This is a genomic window from Methylopila musalis (assembly GCF_042679725.1).
Classification (GTDB): domain Bacteria; phylum Pseudomonadota; class Alphaproteobacteria; order Rhizobiales; family Methylopilaceae; genus Methylopila; species Methylopila musalis.
This window is the reverse complement of record NZ_JBHTMX010000067.1, coordinates 1-14,500: the sequence shown is the minus strand read 5'-3', so window position 1 is coordinate 14,500 and position 14,500 is coordinate 1. Positions and strand designations below refer to the sequence as shown.

The window sequence follows — 14,500 nt, the reverse complement described above, 5'->3', positions numbered from 1 at the left end:
TCAGCGCCGGGGCCTGACCCGGCTTCTGGGGCTGGAGCTGCGCCGTCTGGACGGGCTTCACGGGCTTCGCGCCGGCGACCGGCTGGGCGCCCGCGTCGGCGCCATGCCCCTGCGGGCCCTGAACGAACTGCATGCGCGGCTGGCCGACCGTTCCGGTCGCGGCCGGCGCGGGCAGAGCCGCCGTCCGGGCCTCTGCCTGGGTGCGCTGGATGGTCGCCACCTGCTGGGCGTTGCGGCCCGGAATGACGAGCTTCTGGCCGATGCGCACCATGGTGTCCGGCGCGATGCCGTTGGCGGCGGCGAGGTCGGTCCGCGTCGCGCCGTAGGTCCGGGCGACGGAGGACAGCGTCTCGCCCGGTTGCACCGTGTGCGCGCCGCCGGCGGCGGCGACCGGGGCCGGAGCGACCGGCGCCTGAACGACGCGCGGCGCGGCGGCCTGCGGGGCGGGAAGGCTCGGAGCGGCCGCGACGACGCGCGACGGCGTGGTCGAGTAGACCGGGATCACCACCTGCGAGCCGGCGCCGACGCTGCTGGCGTTCGGCAGGTTGTTCGCCTGCAGGATGGCCGTCGCCGGCACGCCGTAGCGCTGCGACAGGGTCTGCACCGTCTCGCCGGGCGCGAGCGTCACCGTGGAGCCGCCCTCGGCCGTCCAGTTGGAGCTGGTGGCGACGCGGGCGGTCTGCGGACGATGCACCGGCGGCAGCGAGCCGGTGGTCGCCGGCTCGGAGATCGCGGAGGAGCGGTAGGGCTGCTGCTGGCCTTCGAAGCCGCGCATGGGCGCGGACTGGGCCGGCGGCAGGGAGCCGAGCGGAGCGCGCTCCACCCGGGAGGTGGGCACGCGCTGCACCGCGCCGGTGTAGGCCGGCTCCGGAGCGCGGCGCGCCCGGCTGGGCGCGGGCTCCGACGAGGCGGAGGTGAAGGGGTTGGAGAACGGACCTTCGCCAAAGCGGCCCGTGTCCGAGCTGCACGCCGCGGCGCCGCCCGACAGCAGCGCGACCACGGCGACCCGGGCGAGCATCTTGGCGCGGACGCAGGAAACCGAATTACGCATATTGGGCACTCGCACCGACAGAACCAACATGCAGGCAGTAAACGGCCGTTGAGGTAAACGGACGGTTATCTTGGCGTCGAAAAAGCGCAGCGCCTTATAAACCTTAAGGCTTTTCTTGGGTCGCGGCCCCTCCCCGCCCCCGGCGCCGTTCAGGCCGGCGCGGCCGCGCGCGGCGCGTTCAACGGGCAGCTGTTGCGCTCGGCGCGCAGGCCGGCCGAGCTCTCGTAATTGGCGCGGCGCACCCGGTTGACGGAGCCCAGCGGCCGATGCGCCGCAAGCCCGCGCCACGGGCTGAACGAGAGGCCGTCGTCCACGCGCGCGGATTTCGCCGGCGACCACCCCTCCTGCGGCTCGGCGCGGATGCGCGCCACCGCCACATAGGGGCTTTCGTCCTCCGGCCAGACGCTGGAGGCGTCCTCGATCGGCATGCGCTCGGCGTCGGTCAGAAGCTGGACGCGCAGTTCCCACTCTCCGCCGTTCGCGCGGAAGAACGCGTTGATTTCGTCCCGGTGGGCGTCCGCCCGGCCGTCGAGGGAGACAGAGGCGCCCTCCAGCGCCTTCAGGTCCGGAGACATCGGCGCGATCGAGAACTTGGCGACGTTCCGGCCGTAGAGAAACGGCGTCTGGCTGAAGAAGGTCTCGCCGAGAATCTGCGTCATGGGCTGGCCGCCGAGCGCGGTCACAGTCGCGCTTTTGCCGCCAAAAGCCTCGATGGTCGCCTCCACCGCGCGCAGCACGCTGGACAGCCCCTTCTTGGCAGTCTCAGCCCGGTCGGTGGTCTTGGCCAGCAGCTTGAGGTTTTTGAGGAAGGCCGCCGCGTTCCGGGCGGCGAAGGCCGGCGCGTTCGCCATTAGGAAATCCTGCGTCTCCTCCCCGTCCGAGCCCGGCAGCCGCTCGCCCTCCACGCCGATCACCTTAAGCGCAAGACCCCGCGGCGCGGAGACGCCGTCGTCCAGCACGTCGCCGGGATTGGTGGAGAAGCGCATCACGCCGGCGTAGCGGCCGGGCGTCGCGAACAGGCCTTGCGCGTAAGGCGCCGGCAGATCGCCGAGGGTCTCCACGGTCACGTCCAGCAGACCGTGGCTTTTGGCGTGCACGCTCCGCAACCCATGGCCGGAATGGGCGAAGGTGGTGTCGCTGATCGAGCGCAGGGTGGCGATCAGCTCGTCGCGCACCCGCTCCTCGTCGTCTTCCGGCCGTTCCATGTCGGGGTGAAACGCTATGGGCGTCATGGGCATCGGCTCGCTCCCTGGATCGTTTCCAAAGAGAACCGCTCCGGCGGCGTCGAGGTTCCGCTAGGACCTCGTGAGGCCCATGACGCGGCGCCCGCCACAAATGTGGCGACGGCGGAAACTTTCGCTGTGGTTCGACGTTAGGCAGGGGCGCTCCTGGCGGAGCGATCGACCATAAGGGGAATTCCGAACATGACGTCTCGTCGCCTTGCTCCGCTCGTCCTGGCCCTCGCCGCCTGCGTGACCCTCGCCGCCTGCGCCAACACCGCCCGCGGCGTCGGCCGCGACACCAAAAACAACGTTCAGGCGACCGAAAAGGCCGTGCGCGGCTACTGACGCGGCGCGACCGCGACGCGTCTCCGGACGCCGATCGCCTTCAGAAGGCGGACAGCGACGGCCCAGAACCCCCGGTGGCTCCCCTTGTGATAGGGGGAGTCCTGGGGCAGCTGCGCGCGAAGCCGCGCATGGGCTTCGCCCAGCGCGTGATAGGGCAGCCGCGGCAGCAGATGGTGCAGGCCGTGGTAGCGCAGCCCGACCGGCGCCCACAGCATCGGCAGGGTCGCCGGCGGCGGAACGTTGACGCTGTCGAGGAACTGCTCCGTCGGCGTCATCTCCTCCCCGTGGTCGTTCTCCCAGTGATGGGCGACCAGCGTGCGGAACTGGTTCACCACCGCGACCGCGGAGCCGAGCGCCAGAGCGGTGAGGAACACGCGGGCCGACATGACGCCTGTGGCCGCAAGCGTCAGGAACGTGATCGCCCAGAGCGCGCACAGCGTCTCCAGAACCACGAAGCGCGTCGCCTGCGGGCCCGTGGGCTGCTCCCGCCGATACTCCGGATTGATGGCGAGCGCCGAGCAGCGCTCGATCACGAAGCGGCGCAGGCCCGGCCACAGCGCCGAGAGCGGCGCCAGCACGGCGAAGCGCAACAGCAGCCCCACCGGCGCCAGCAGCGACACCAGCAGGAAGGCCGCGATCTGCGCCAGCGAACCGCTGGCGAGCGGCAGATATTCCGGATCGAGCTTGGTGCCGTAGCGCGACTTGGCGTGATGCTGGTTGTGCACCCCCTCATACATGAGCGAGGGCGTCAGGAACGGCACGCCGATCAGCGCGTCATAGCCGTTGCGGAACCCCGGCACGTCCTGCGGCCGCAGATGGCTGACCTCGTGGATGAAGCTGACGCCGCGATAAAGCGCGAGCGCCGCCGCCACGAAGAACACCGCCTTCAGCGGCGCGGAGGGCGCCAGCACGGCGCCGGCGAAACCGCCATAGCCCACGAGCGCCGAGAGAATGAGGTCGGTCCAATAGATCGCAGGACGCGGGACGGCGAGGTCGCCGCACAGCTTGTGCGCGGTCGCCACCAGGTTCCGTTCGGGTGCTGACACGGCTTCGTATGCTCACGCTGACGCGCGCCGAACCGCCGACGCGCGGGGGGACCATAGCACCGCCCGCAGCGGCGCGCAGCGCATGGCGGGCGCGCCGCTGCGGACCGTCAGCGACCGGCGTCGAGCGCGTAGGGCTGCGCGGGTTCGGTCGGCAGCGCCGCGGCCTCCCAGCCGTCGGTGCCGTCCGGGTACCAGTGGACGGCGGAGTAGCCCAGCGCCATCGCCCGCTTGGCCGCGTTCCACGACATCCAGCACGCCTGCCGGCAGTAGAACGCCAGCGGCTTTTTAAGATCGCCGCCGGTGAGGCGGACGAGGCTGTCCCGGAAGAACGCCTCCATCTCCGGCGGCAGCGCGCCGTAGCCCACGTTCAGCAGCCAGACGCTGCCGGGAAGATGGCGGCGGGGCGCGTCCTTCCAGATCGTGCCGGCGGGCAGGTTCGGCGGGCGCACCGGGCGGGGCATCACGTCCACGAACACGGCCGTCCCGCCGCGCCACAGCGCCTCGGCGCCCGGCGTGTCCAGCACCGTCGCGCCGGCGAGCGTCGCGGGCGTCGGGCTGCGATAGCCCTCCATCCGGTAGCCCGACGGCTCCGGCGGGACCGGACCCGTCACCGGCTCGTCGGCGCGCGCGAAGGTCGCGCCGACAAAGACCAGAGCCAGGGCCAGCGCGATCGCCGCCCCGACGCGGGTGCGGATCGCGGGGCGCGCCGTCACGCCCGGCGCCGGTTCGAACGCGCGCGTCCCATCACTGCGCAGAGGTGATCGGACGGTTCTGCTCGTCCAGCAGCGGAACATGAAACTCCAGAAGTATCTTGTTGATCTCATTCTGGTTCTTGGCGATGAACTCGTTCAGCCGATGCTTCCAGTTCAGCTCGTTCGGCCGGATGCCCATGGTGATGCGGTAGACCATCGGGGGGAAGGCCTGATCCTTCACCAGCGGCGTGACGGTGAACACGCCCTCGCCCGCCTTGTTGGCGAAATAACCCGCGATCGGCCCCCACAGGACGCCGCCCTCGATCTCGCCGGCGGCGATGGCCTTGAGCATGTCCTCGGCCGGCGATTCGTAGCGGCGGTCCACAGTCAGCGAATAGGGCCGCGCCATGCCGATGAGGCCGTTGCGCGCCAGATGGGAGGCCGGCGCGGTGCCGGCGACGACGCCGAGATGGGCGGACTTCAGCCGCGGGTCGGCGAGCGAATCCACGCCGTCCAGCGGGCCGCCCTTCTTCACCACCAGCGTCCAGGCGGATTTGAAATAGGGGTTGGTGTTCAGCACCGGCTCGCCAGCGGCCACATAGCCCATCACCACGTCGCAGCGCTTCATGCCGAGCGTCATGCGGTAGAAGCCGGTCGCCTGCGGGAACCACGTGTAGTCCACCGGCACGCCCAGATCCTTGGCGAGCAGATCGGCGATCCTGTTCTCGAAGCCGCCGCCCTTCTCGTTCGACAGCGGCAGGTCGCTGGGGTCGGCGCAGACGCGCAGCGTGGCGCGGCTCACGAGATCCGACGTCTGGGCGCCGGCGCCGGCCACGCCGGCGAAAAGCGCCAGACCGGCCAGTCCAAGGCCCGCGAGGGCGCGGCGTCCGATACGCGATGCGGTCACGTCAGTCCTCCTGTGGGGCGCGCGGGTCCGGCCCGCCGCCTCCGGTCACGCGGCGCTTCTGCGGCGCCGCCTTGTTCAAGCACGAAGGGCCCGGCAGACGGAACATGTCCATCGGCCGGGCCCCCTTAGGCGTGAGCGATGTGGACCGTCAGGCCCTCACCGGGATCAGTCGTTCGGCAGCGAGAACACCGTCAGCTGACCGCCGAGAGCGGTGTACTGGGCGAGAGCGGCGTAACCGCCGACCGCGCCGAGACCTTCCGAGCCTTCCGACAGGCCGGCCGCGAGGCCGATGCCGGCCCAGCCGCCAACGCCGGAGAGGATGGCGATGTACTGCTTGCCCTTGTGCTCATAGGTCGTGACGTTGCCGATGATGCCCGACGGGGTCTTGAACTTGTAGAGTTCCTTGCCCGTCTTGGAGTCGACCGCCTTCAGGAAGCCCTCGAGCGTGCCGTAGAACACCACGTCGCCAGCGGTGGCGAGAGCGCCGGACCACACGGAGAACATCTCCTTGTTGGACCAAACGATCTTACCCTTCTTGTTGTCCCAGGCGATGAAGTTGCCCATGCCGCCATGGCTGTTGGGCGCCGGGTACATGGCGAGGGTCGCGCCGACATACGGCTGGCCCGCGGTGTAGGACACCTGGAACGGCTCGTAGTCCATGCAGACGTGGTTGGTCGGCACGTAGAACAGGTCCGTCTTCGGCGAGTAGGCCGCCGGCTGCTGGTCCTTGGTGCCGAGAGCGGCCGGGCAGATGCCCTGGCTGTTCACGTCTTCGCCGTTCTGCTCGGTGGAGTACTTGGCGACGACCAGCGGACGACCGTAGGTCTTGGACGACTTGTCCATGTCGACCTTGGTGGCCCAGTTCACGACCGGATCGTACTTCTCGGCGACGAGCAGCTCGCCCGTCTCGCGGTTCAGCGTGTAGCCGAAGCCGTTGCGGTCGAAGTGCGTCAGCAGCGGGGTCTTCTTGCCATCAATTTCCTGATCCGTGAGGATCATCTCGTTGATGCCGTCGTAGTCCCACTCGTCGTGCGGAGTCATCTGGTAGACCCACTTGGCGACGCCGGTGTCGGCGTCACGGGCGAACACGGTCATCGACCACTTGTTGTCGCCGGGGCGCTGCTTCGGGTTCCAGGTGGAGGGGTTGCCCGAGCCGTAATAGACGAGGTTCAGCTTCGGATCGTAGGAGAACCAGCCCCAGGTGGAGCCGCCGCCGATCTTCCACTGATCGCCTTCCCAGGTCTTCAGCGAGCTATCCTTGCCGACCGGCTTGCCGTGCTCGGTGGTCTTGGCCGGGTCGATCAGCATCTCCTCGTCCGGACCCATGGAGTAGCCGCGCCACGCCTTGGAGCCGTCCTTGAGGTTGTAAGCGGTCACGGAGCCGCGCACGCCGAACTCGCCACCGGAGATGCCGACGATGACCTTGTCCTTCACCGGAAGAACGGTCGCGGTGTTGCTCTCGCCCTTCTTCGGGTCGCCGTTGACGACCGACCACAGCTTCTTGCCGGTCTTGGCGTCGAGCGCCACCAGCGTGGTGTCCGCCTGGTGCAGCAGGATCTTGCCGTCGGCGTAAGCGACGCCGCGGTTGACCGTGTCGCAGCACATGATCGGAATGACCGCCGGGTCCTGCTTCGGCTCGTACTTCCAGATGATGCGGCCGTTGTCGTTCAGGTCGAGCGCGAACACGTTGTTCGGGAACGGCGTGTGAACGTACATGACGTCGCCGATGATGAGCGGACCGCCCTCATGGCCGCGCAGCACGCCCGTCGAGAAGGTCCAGGCCACCTGGAGCTTGTTGACGTTCTTGGCGTTGATCTGGTCGAGCTTCGAATAACGCGTGTTGGCGTAATCGCCGGTCTGAATGCCCCACTGCTTGGGGTCTTCGATGATCTTGGTGACGCTGTCATTGGCGAGCACGGGCCAGGACACGGCCACCGTGCCCAGCAGTCCCGCCACGAGTGCGACTTTGCGCATTGCATTCTCCCTCATGAACGCAGTCCTCAGGTCGCTGCGCTCTTCCGCGCAGCGCAATCTTTATTATTGGACCCGCGCCTTCCGCTCGTGTCACGGCCATTCGGGAACATGTTCCCTCACGCGTCGCCGGCTGCGTCAAACCCCGGCCTAGACCTACGAACCGCCCTGACTTGTTCTGTCCCAAGGCGTTGAAGCTGAAGACGGCCGGACCCTAGGACGCTTTGTCTAAGAGCGCAATAAGGACTTTGAGATATAAAGGAGTTATTATGATATTGCTGCGACTGCTCACTTATTATTTTGCATCGCAGCAAAACGGTCAGCGCCACTCTTCCTCCGTGTAGGCCGCGATGGCGTTGCGGGCGTTGAATTCGTCGAACAGCGCCCAGCCGTCCCGTTCCGACCGACCCGCCTGTTCGGACGCCTCCCGCAGCGAGGCGCCCTTCGCCACCAGCGCCGCCACATCGGCGCGCAGGCGGTCGAAATAGCGCTGCTGCGGTTCGAGCGCCTGCGGCCACGGCGCTGAGGCGGGCCCGTGCCCCGGCACCACCCGCGCCACGGTCCGCCCCCGCACGCGCGTCATCACCTTCACCCAGCCGTCCAGCGAGCCGTCGATCGACGGCAGATGGCCGAGGAACAGCAGGTCGCCGAGGAACCACGTGCCGGTCGTCGCGTCGAACACCGTCAGGTCGTTGTCGGTGTGGGCGGTCGGCTCCGCTTCGAGCTCCAGCTTTCGGCCGCCGAGATCGAGCGTCAGCCGGTCGCCGGTGGTGGTGTCCGGCAGGATGACGTCGTCGCGAGTCGGCGCCAGCTCCGGCCCGAGATCGCGCTTCGCCGCCTCCACATAGGATTCGGCGCGGGCCGCGAGCGCGCGCGGCAGTTTGGCGTGGCCGACGAAATGGGCATTCTCGCCCCGGAACGCCGCGTTCCCGAGCGTGTGGTCGGGATGCATGTGGGTGTTGATGACGTAGCGCACCGGCAGCGCGGTGCGCGCCCGGATCGCCGCCAGCAGCCGCCGGCCGGCGAGCGGCGTATTGCCGGTGTCGATCACCGCCACCGCCTCCCCGCCGATGACGAAGCCCATGTTGGAGATCGCGCCCTGGTTCGGCGGCGCGATGAGCTGGTAGGGCGCGGCGTGCACGAACACGCCCGGCGCCACCTCCGTCACCGGCAGCGGCTCAACCGGATCGGAGGCTTTGGCCTGCCCGCCGAGGATGGTCGCGGCCAGCAGGATCGCGGCCGCCATCACGCGCGGAAACCGGAACGGACCAGCCATGTTCACACCTCTTCTGCACGCGAGACCGCAGATCTGGCCCCTCGCCCGCGATTCTACCGTCGCGGCGCGGATGCGCGACCGAGCGCCGCTCACACCTTCGGTTGAGGGTCGACGCCCTTGGATTACGACGGCGCCGGGTTTAGGTGTCCGCATCGGACCGCCGACGAAAGCCTGTCGCCTGATGCCCACGTCTTCCCCGCGCCCCCTCGCCGTCGTCAAGCTCGGCGGCAGCCTGTTCGGCGCCCCGCGTCTCGGCGCGCTGCTGGACGTCGCCGCGCGGCATGGCGCGCTGGTGGTTCCGGGCGGCGGCCCCTTCGCGGACGCGGTGCGCGCGTTGCAGCCCACGCTCGGCTTCGACGATCGCGCCGCCCACGAGATGGCGATTCTCGCCATGGCCCAAGGCGCGGCGCTGATTCAACGGTTGCGGCCGGACTTTGACCGTGTCGCGTCGATGGACGAGATCGAACGCGCGCGCGCCGCCGGCCGGGCCGCGCTGTGGTGGCCGGTCCCTCTGGCGCTCGAGGCCGACGTGCCCGCCTCCTGGGACGTGACCTCCGACAGCCTCGCGCTCTGGCTGGCGCGCGCGGTCGGCGCGGCGCGGGTCGTGTTCGTGAAATCGGCCCTCGCACCGGTCTCTTCCTCGATCGCGGACTGGGCGCGCGACGGGCTGGTGGACGCCCATCTTCCGCGCCTCGCTCAAACCTATGCCGGCGAGGCGCTCTGCGTGGGCGACGCCTCGCCGGAGGCGCTCGACGCCGCCCTCGCCGCCCCGTCGAGGCTTGCGGCATGAGCGGCGAGGAGACGGAGAAGGTCGCGCTCGTCACCGGCTCGCTCGCCGAGGCGCGGCTGGAGCGGCTGGCGGCCAGCCTCGCCAGCGAGGCGCTGCAGCCGCAGGTGGTGAACGTGGGCGTGAAGGTGGCGGCGCTGATGACCGCCGAGATTCTGGAGCGGCGCCTGAAACTGCCGGAAGGCGTCCACCGCGCCATTCTGCCCGGCCGGTTCCGGGGCGATCTGGAGCGGCTCTCCAACCATTTCGGCGTGACCTTCGAGCGCGGGCCGGAGGAACTGGCGGACCTGCCCGGCTTCTTCGGCCGGGGCGGGCTGGAGCCGGACCTGTCGCGGCACGACTGCCTGATCTTCGCCGAGATCGTGGACGCGACCATGCTCTCCCACGAGGAGCTGATCGAGAAGTCCCGGCGCCTGCGCGCCGACGGGGCCGACGTGATCGACCTCGGCTGCCTGCCGGACACCCCCTACCCCCATCTCGAAGACCACATCGCCACGCTGATCGCCGACGGCGCCAGGGTGAGCGTGGATTCGGCCAATCCGGACGAGCTCGCCCGCGCCAACCGCGCCGGGGCGAGCTATCTGCTCAGCCTCAGCGAGAAAACGCTCGCCATCGCCGACGAGGGCGACGCCACGCCGATCCTCGTCCCCGCCTCCCCCGCCGACATGGAGTCGCTGCTGCGCGCCATGGACGCGCTGGAGGCCAGGGGCCGGGCCTATCTGGCCGACCCGATTCTCGATCCGATCCATTTCGGCTTCACGGATTCGGTGGTGCGCTATGCGGAGCTTCGCCGGCTGCGGCCGAACGCGCCGATCCTGATGGGCATCGGCAACGTGACCGAGCTCACCGACGCCGACACCACCGGAATCAACGCCATTCTCATGGGCATGATCTCGGAGTTGAACGTGCAGGCGGTGCTGGCGGTGCAGGTCAGCCCCCATTGCCGCACCGCCGTGCGGGAGTTCGACCGGGCGCGGCGGGAGTATTTCGCCGCGCGGGAGGCGGGATCGCTGCCGCAGGGCTTCGGCGGCGGCCTGATGGCGCTGCGCGACCGCCGGCCGGTCACCTCGTCCGCCGCCGATCTGGACGAGCTCGCCCGCGACATCCGCGACCGCAACTACCGCATCGAGGTGTCGGAGAAGGGCGTCCACATCTTCAACAAGGACGGCCACCACATCGGCGTCGATCCGTTCGACCTCTATCCGCATCTCGCGGTCGAGGGCGATCCCGGCCACGCCTTCTATCTCGGGGTGGAGGCCGCCCGCGCCGAGATCGCCTTCCGGCTGGGCAAGCGCTACACGCAGGACGAGCCGCTGAAGTTCGGCGTCGCGGGCGAAACCGCCGAGAGCCTGGAGCAGGCCCACAAGCTGAGCTTCAAGAACGCGGGCTCAACCCTCGCCGAGAAGCGCGAGGAGCGCGCCAAACGCGCGCCGAAAACCGAGCAGCCGGCCGAGCCCGCCCCCGGCGGCGCCGAGGAGCCCACGTCGTGATCCGCGAAACCGTCGTCACCACGCTGTCGCCCGAAGGCGTGCCCCATGTGGCGCCCATGGGCGCCACGCCGATCGAGGGCGGCTGGCTGCTGCAGCCGTTCCGCCCCTCGCGCACGCTTGAGAACTTCCTCGCAACCCGCTGCGGCGTCGTGAATTTCACCGATGACGCCCGCGTCTTCGCCGGCTGCGTCACCAAGCGGAAGACCGAATGGCCGACCGTGCCGGCGCAGGCCGTGGCCTCCGTGCGCCTGATGGACGCGCTCGCCTGCGACGAGGTGGAGGTCGTCCATGTGGACGACGACGGCCAGCGCCCGAAGCTGACCTGCCGGGTGGCGCGCACCCAGTCGCTGAAGCCCTTCGGCGGGCTGAACCGGGCGGTCGCCGCCGTGCTCGAAGGCGCCGTGCTGGCGAGCCGGCTCCACATGCTGCCGCCCGAGAAGATCGACGCCGAGTTCGCCTATCTGCAGATCGCCATCGACAGGACCGCGGGCGACGCGGAGCGCGAGGCCTGGGGCTGGATTCTGGACATGGTCCGGGCGCATCGGGACGCCTTCGCGTCATGACCGGCTTCCTGGCGAGCGTCGCCACCCTCGACGAGATGGCGCTCGCCCGCGCGGCCGGCGCCGACATCGTGGACCTGAAGAACCCGGCCGAGGGCGCGCTGGGCGCCTGGGCGCTCGCGGACCTGCGCGCGGCGGTCGCGCTCTGGCGCGGCTGGGGCGAGGACGCGCCGCTTCTGAGCGCCACCATCGGCGACCGGCCGATGGTCCCCGAGACCGTGCGGGCTGCGGCGGACGCGGTGGCGGAGACCGGCGTGCCGCTGGTGAAGCTCGGCGTGTTCAGGGGGGGCGACGCCGGCGCCTGTTTCGAGGCCCTGCGCCCGCTCGGCCGCCGCGTGAAGCTGATCGCCGTGTTCTTCGCCGATCAGGGCGTGGACCGGGATCTGGTGGAGCACGCGGCCAGCGCCGGTTTCCACGGCGCCATGATCGACACCGCCGACAAGGCGGCCGGCGGCCTGCGCCGCCACATCCACACGCCGGCGCTCGGCCGATTTGTGCGGGAGGCCAAGGCGCTCGGCCTGCTGACCGGCCTCGCCGGCTCGCTGCGCCTCGCGGACGTGGACGATCTGGCCGAACTCGGCCCGGACTATCTCGGCTTCCGCGGCGCCCTCTGCGACGGCGGCCGCACCGGCGCCTTCAGCACGGAGGCAGCCCAAAGCCTGCGCGCCGCGCTCAACGCCAAGCGCGCCGCGTAAGCCCGCCCGCCCCCTCAGCGCAGCAGCATCACCACTAGGGGGGCGGCGAGCACGTTGAGCAGACCGACCAGCACCATCACCAGACCGGCGATGGAGCCCTCCTCCCGGCCGAGTTCGTGCGCCTTGGCCGCGCCCGCGCCGTGGGCCGCCATGCCGAACAGCGCGCCGCGGGCGAGCGTGGAGCGGATGGGCAGGCGCGCCAGCATCACGTCGCCGAGCGCCGCGCCCAGCACGCCGGTCATCACCACGAACAGCGCGGTCAGCTCCGGCGCGCCGCCGATGTCGCCCGAGACCGTCATGGCGAAGGGCGTGCTCATGGAGCGCGGCAGCAGGCTGAGGCGCAGCTCGCCGTCGAGCCCGAGCACGGTGGCGAGCGCCCAGCCGGTCAGCACGGCGGTGGCGCTGCCGGCCGCCATGCCGGCGATCAGCACCGGCCAGTGTTTGCGGATCAGCGCGCGCTGCTCGTAGATCGGGGCCGCGAAGGCGACCGTCGCCGGCCCGAGCAGCATCACCAGCCAGCCCGCGCCGCCGATGTAGTCGCGGTAGCTCGCATGCAGCGCGAGCACCGCCACCACGATCAGCGCGGGCGTGACCGCGAGCGGCGACAGCCACCACAGGCGGAAGCGGCGGTAGAGCGCCTTGGCGGCGAGGTAGAATCCGATCGTCGCGGCCGACCACAGCAGGCCCTGGCCGACCGCGGCCTCAAACGACCCGCTCATGGCGCGACCTCAGCCGGAAGCACAGTTCGACGGTGAGCGCGGTGACGCCGATGACGGCGGCCGTGCCGGCAAGAATCACCACCAGAATCTTGAGGCCGAGCAGGCCCGCAAGCTCCCGGTGCTCGACCACCGCCACCACCAGCGGCACGAAGAACAGCAGCATGTCCGCCAGAAGCAGATTTGCGCCGCGCCGCAGGCTGAACAGGCTGAGCCGGCCGCTCATGAGCAGCGCCAGCGCCAGAGCCAGCCCCACCACGCCGCCGGGAACGGGCAGGCCCGCGAGCCGGGTCACGCCTTCGCCCGCCACCCACAGGCCCGCGATCAGCGCGAGCTGGGCGACGCGGCTGCCGTGGAAGCGGCGGCGGAACGGAACGGCGATGCGGGCGGTCGTCATGGCGTGGTCTCTCCTGATCGACAGGCTACGCCTCGGCGCTATATGCTCAAAATGACTTATTTTCTCAGATTGAATTCCATAGAGGAATGTCGATGGATTTCCGCGTTCTCCGCGCCTTCGTGGAGGTGGTCCGGCAGGGCGGCTTCTCCAACGCCGGCAAGGCCCTGTTCACCACCCAGTCGGCGGTGAGCAAGGCCGTGCGCCAGCTGGAGGACGAGGCGGGCGTGGCGCTGCTGGACCGGATCGGGCATCGGGTGGCGCTCACCGCCGCAGGCGAGATCGTCTACCGCCGCGCGCTGCGGCTGCTGGCGGATAGAGACGACCTGATCGCCGAGCTCGGCGAGGTGCGCGGGCTGAAACGGGGCGAGCTGAAGCTCGGCCTGCCGCCCATCGGCAGCAGCACGCTCTACGCGCCGCTGTTCGCGATCTACCGGCAGCGCTTTCCGGGCATCGACGTGCGGCTGGTGGAGTATGGCAGCGACCGGCTGGAGGAGCTGCTCCGCGCGGGCGAGATCGAACTCGCCGGCTCCCTGCTGCCGGTGGAGGACGATTTCGAATGGCGCGCCGTGCGCCGGGAGCCGCTGGCGGCGCTGCTGCCCTCCTCCCACGCGCTGGCGGGCCGGGCCTCGCTCAAGCTTATCGATCTGAAGGACACGCCCTTCGTGCTGTTCGAGCGCGGCTTCGCGCTGAACCGCATCCTGCTCGACGCCTGCCGGGCGAGCGGCTTCGAGCCGCAGGTCGCGGCCCGGAGCAGCCAGATCGATTTCATCGTGGAGCTGGCGGCGCTCGGGCTCGGCGCCGCGTTCCTGCCGGAGTTCATGTTCGCGCAGCGCCCGCACGCGGGCGTGGCGCCGGTGCGGCTCGACGAGCCGCGCGCCCGCTGGGACATGGCCATGGTGTGGCGGCGCGGGGCCTATCTCTCCCACGCCGCGAGGGCCTGGCTCGCCGTGGTCGACGAGGCCACGCAGAAGGCCTGAGGGGCCCGGACGAACCGGAGCGTTCAGGCCGGGACGACCAGCGCCTCGCCCTTGCCGCCGGCGTTGAGGTCGCCCGCGAAGCGCCGCACGAGATAGGCGTCGCCGAGGAACACGCCGATCTCCGGCGAGCGCCGGGCCAGCACGCGCAGCATCACGAGGTCATGCTCGCCGGCGTCGCCGAAGCCGGACGACAGACCGTCGGCCGAGCGCAACAGCAGCGTGCCGCGCTTCATGCCGCGGCCGGCCTTGCCCTTGAGCGCGCCGCCGACGGCGAACGTGCCCGCGATCAGATCGCCGAGGGCGCCCTCCGCCGCGTCGCCCTGAACCACGATGACGCCGCCCCGAAGCCGCTCGGCCGCGCGGGCGG

Annotated in this window: 15 protein-coding genes and 1 pseudogene; 6 read left to right on the top strand and 10 right to left on the bottom strand. The window is 70.3% G+C overall.

Annotation, left to right across the window (positions count from 1 at the left end; genetic code table 11):
- Positions 1-1,051, bottom strand: a 1,051-nt coding sequence (locus ACFQ4O_RS09280) for a LysM peptidoglycan-binding domain-containing protein (protein WP_378775412.1), incomplete at its 3' end; no start/stop codon positions are given.
- Positions 1,052-1,200: 149 nt separating this feature from the next.
- A complete protein-coding gene (locus ACFQ4O_RS09275) occupies positions 1,201-2,289 on the bottom strand; it encodes a catalase family protein (RefSeq protein ID WP_378775411.1) in 1,089 nt (362 codons plus the stop codon).
- Between the two features lie 186 nt (positions 2,290-2,475).
- Between ACFQ4O_RS09275 and ACFQ4O_RS09270 the strand changes: the two genes are divergently transcribed.
- The gene (locus ACFQ4O_RS09270; RefSeq protein WP_378775410.1) at positions 2,476-2,619 is read left to right on the top strand and encodes an entericidin domain-containing protein; all 144 of its coding nucleotides are present in this window, start codon (positions 2,476-2,478) and stop codon (positions 2,617-2,619) included.
- Here the strand turns inward: ACFQ4O_RS09270 and ACFQ4O_RS09265 are convergent.
- The 5 genes from ACFQ4O_RS09265 to ACFQ4O_RS09245 form a co-directional block, all read right to left on the bottom strand.
- The gene (locus ACFQ4O_RS09265; RefSeq protein ID WP_378775409.1) at positions 2,613-3,641 is read right to left on the bottom strand and encodes a fatty acid desaturase family protein; all 1,029 of its coding nucleotides are present in this window, start codon (positions 3,639-3,641) and stop codon (positions 2,613-2,615) included. The two genes, ACFQ4O_RS09270 and ACFQ4O_RS09265, sit on opposite strands and share 7 nt — an antisense overlap.
- Positions 3,642-3,772: 131 nt before the next feature.
- Complete coding sequence (locus ACFQ4O_RS09260) at positions 3,773-4,336, bottom strand: PQQ-dependent catabolism-associated CXXCW motif protein (RefSeq protein ID WP_378775413.1); 564 nt, start codon at positions 4,334-4,336, stop codon at positions 3,773-3,775.
- 73 nt (positions 4,337-4,409) lie between these two features.
- On the bottom strand, positions 4,410-5,264 hold the full coding sequence (locus ACFQ4O_RS09255) for a substrate-binding domain-containing protein (RefSeq protein WP_378775408.1): 855 nt from the start codon (positions 5,262-5,264) through the stop codon (positions 4,410-4,412).
- Positions 5,265-5,429: 165 nt separating this feature from the next.
- Complete coding sequence (gene xoxF5 / locus ACFQ4O_RS09250) at positions 5,430-7,238, bottom strand: lanthanide-dependent methanol dehydrogenase XoxF5 (RefSeq protein ID WP_378775407.1); 1,809 nt, start codon at positions 7,236-7,238, stop codon at positions 5,430-5,432.
- Between the two features lie 316 nt (positions 7,239-7,554).
- Positions 7,555-8,511, bottom strand: coding sequence for a quinoprotein relay system zinc metallohydrolase 2 (locus ACFQ4O_RS09245; protein WP_378775406.1), 957 nt, complete (start codon positions 8,509-8,511; stop codon positions 7,555-7,557).
- 181 nt (positions 8,512-8,692) lie between these two features.
- Here ACFQ4O_RS09245 and ACFQ4O_RS09240 point away from each other — a divergent pair, with 181 nt between their 5' ends.
- The 4 genes from ACFQ4O_RS09240 to ACFQ4O_RS09225 are packed head-to-tail and all read left to right on the top strand — an operon-like array spanning position 8,693 to position 12,043.
- Positions 8,693-9,301, top strand: a complete 609-nt coding sequence (locus tag ACFQ4O_RS09240) for an amino acid kinase family protein (protein WP_378775405.1) — start codon at positions 8,693-8,695, stop codon at positions 9,299-9,301.
- Positions 9,298-10,788 (top strand): DUF6513 domain-containing protein, encoded by a 1,491-nt coding sequence (locus tag ACFQ4O_RS09235; RefSeq protein ID WP_378775404.1) that lies wholly within the window; start codon positions 9,298-9,300, stop codon positions 10,786-10,788. The genes ACFQ4O_RS09240 and ACFQ4O_RS09235 overlap by 4 nt, the downstream gene beginning before the upstream one ends.
- The gene (locus tag ACFQ4O_RS09230; RefSeq protein ID WP_378775403.1) at positions 10,785-11,351 is read left to right on the top strand and encodes a DUF447 domain-containing protein; all 567 of its coding nucleotides are present in this window, start codon (positions 10,785-10,787) and stop codon (positions 11,349-11,351) included. Before ACFQ4O_RS09235 ends, ACFQ4O_RS09230 begins: the two co-directional genes overlap by 4 nt.
- The gene (locus ACFQ4O_RS09225) at positions 11,348-12,043 is read left to right on the top strand and encodes a (5-formylfuran-3-yl)methyl phosphate synthase (protein WP_378775402.1); all 696 of its coding nucleotides are present in this window, start codon (positions 11,348-11,350) and stop codon (positions 12,041-12,043) included. Before ACFQ4O_RS09230 ends, ACFQ4O_RS09225 begins: the two co-directional genes overlap by 4 nt.
- Positions 12,044-12,057: 14 nt before the next feature.
- On the opposite strand, the gene ACFQ4O_RS09220 is transcribed toward ACFQ4O_RS09225, so the two are convergent.
- Positions 12,058-12,762, bottom strand: coding sequence for an LrgB family protein (locus ACFQ4O_RS09220; RefSeq protein ID WP_378775401.1), 705 nt, complete (start codon positions 12,760-12,762; stop codon positions 12,058-12,060).
- Positions 12,746-13,156 carry a CidA/LrgA family protein gene (locus ACFQ4O_RS09215; RefSeq protein ID WP_378775400.1) on the bottom strand — a complete coding sequence of 137 codons (411 nt, stop codon included), beginning with the start codon at positions 13,154-13,156 and terminating at the stop codon, positions 12,746-12,748. The genes ACFQ4O_RS09220 and ACFQ4O_RS09215 overlap by 17 nt, the downstream gene beginning before the upstream one ends.
- A 92-nt stretch (positions 13,157-13,248) precedes the next feature.
- Here ACFQ4O_RS09215 and ACFQ4O_RS09210 point away from each other — a divergent pair, with 92 nt between their 5' ends.
- Positions 13,249-14,133, top strand: a complete 885-nt coding sequence (locus ACFQ4O_RS09210) for a LysR family transcriptional regulator (protein ID WP_378775399.1) — start codon at positions 13,249-13,251, stop codon at positions 14,131-14,133.
- Between the two features lie 23 nt (positions 14,134-14,156).
- Here the strand turns inward: ACFQ4O_RS09210 and ACFQ4O_RS09205 are convergent.
- Positions 14,157-14,500 (bottom strand): annotated as a pseudogene (locus ACFQ4O_RS09205) (formylmethanofuran dehydrogenase subunit C); the annotation flags it as partial.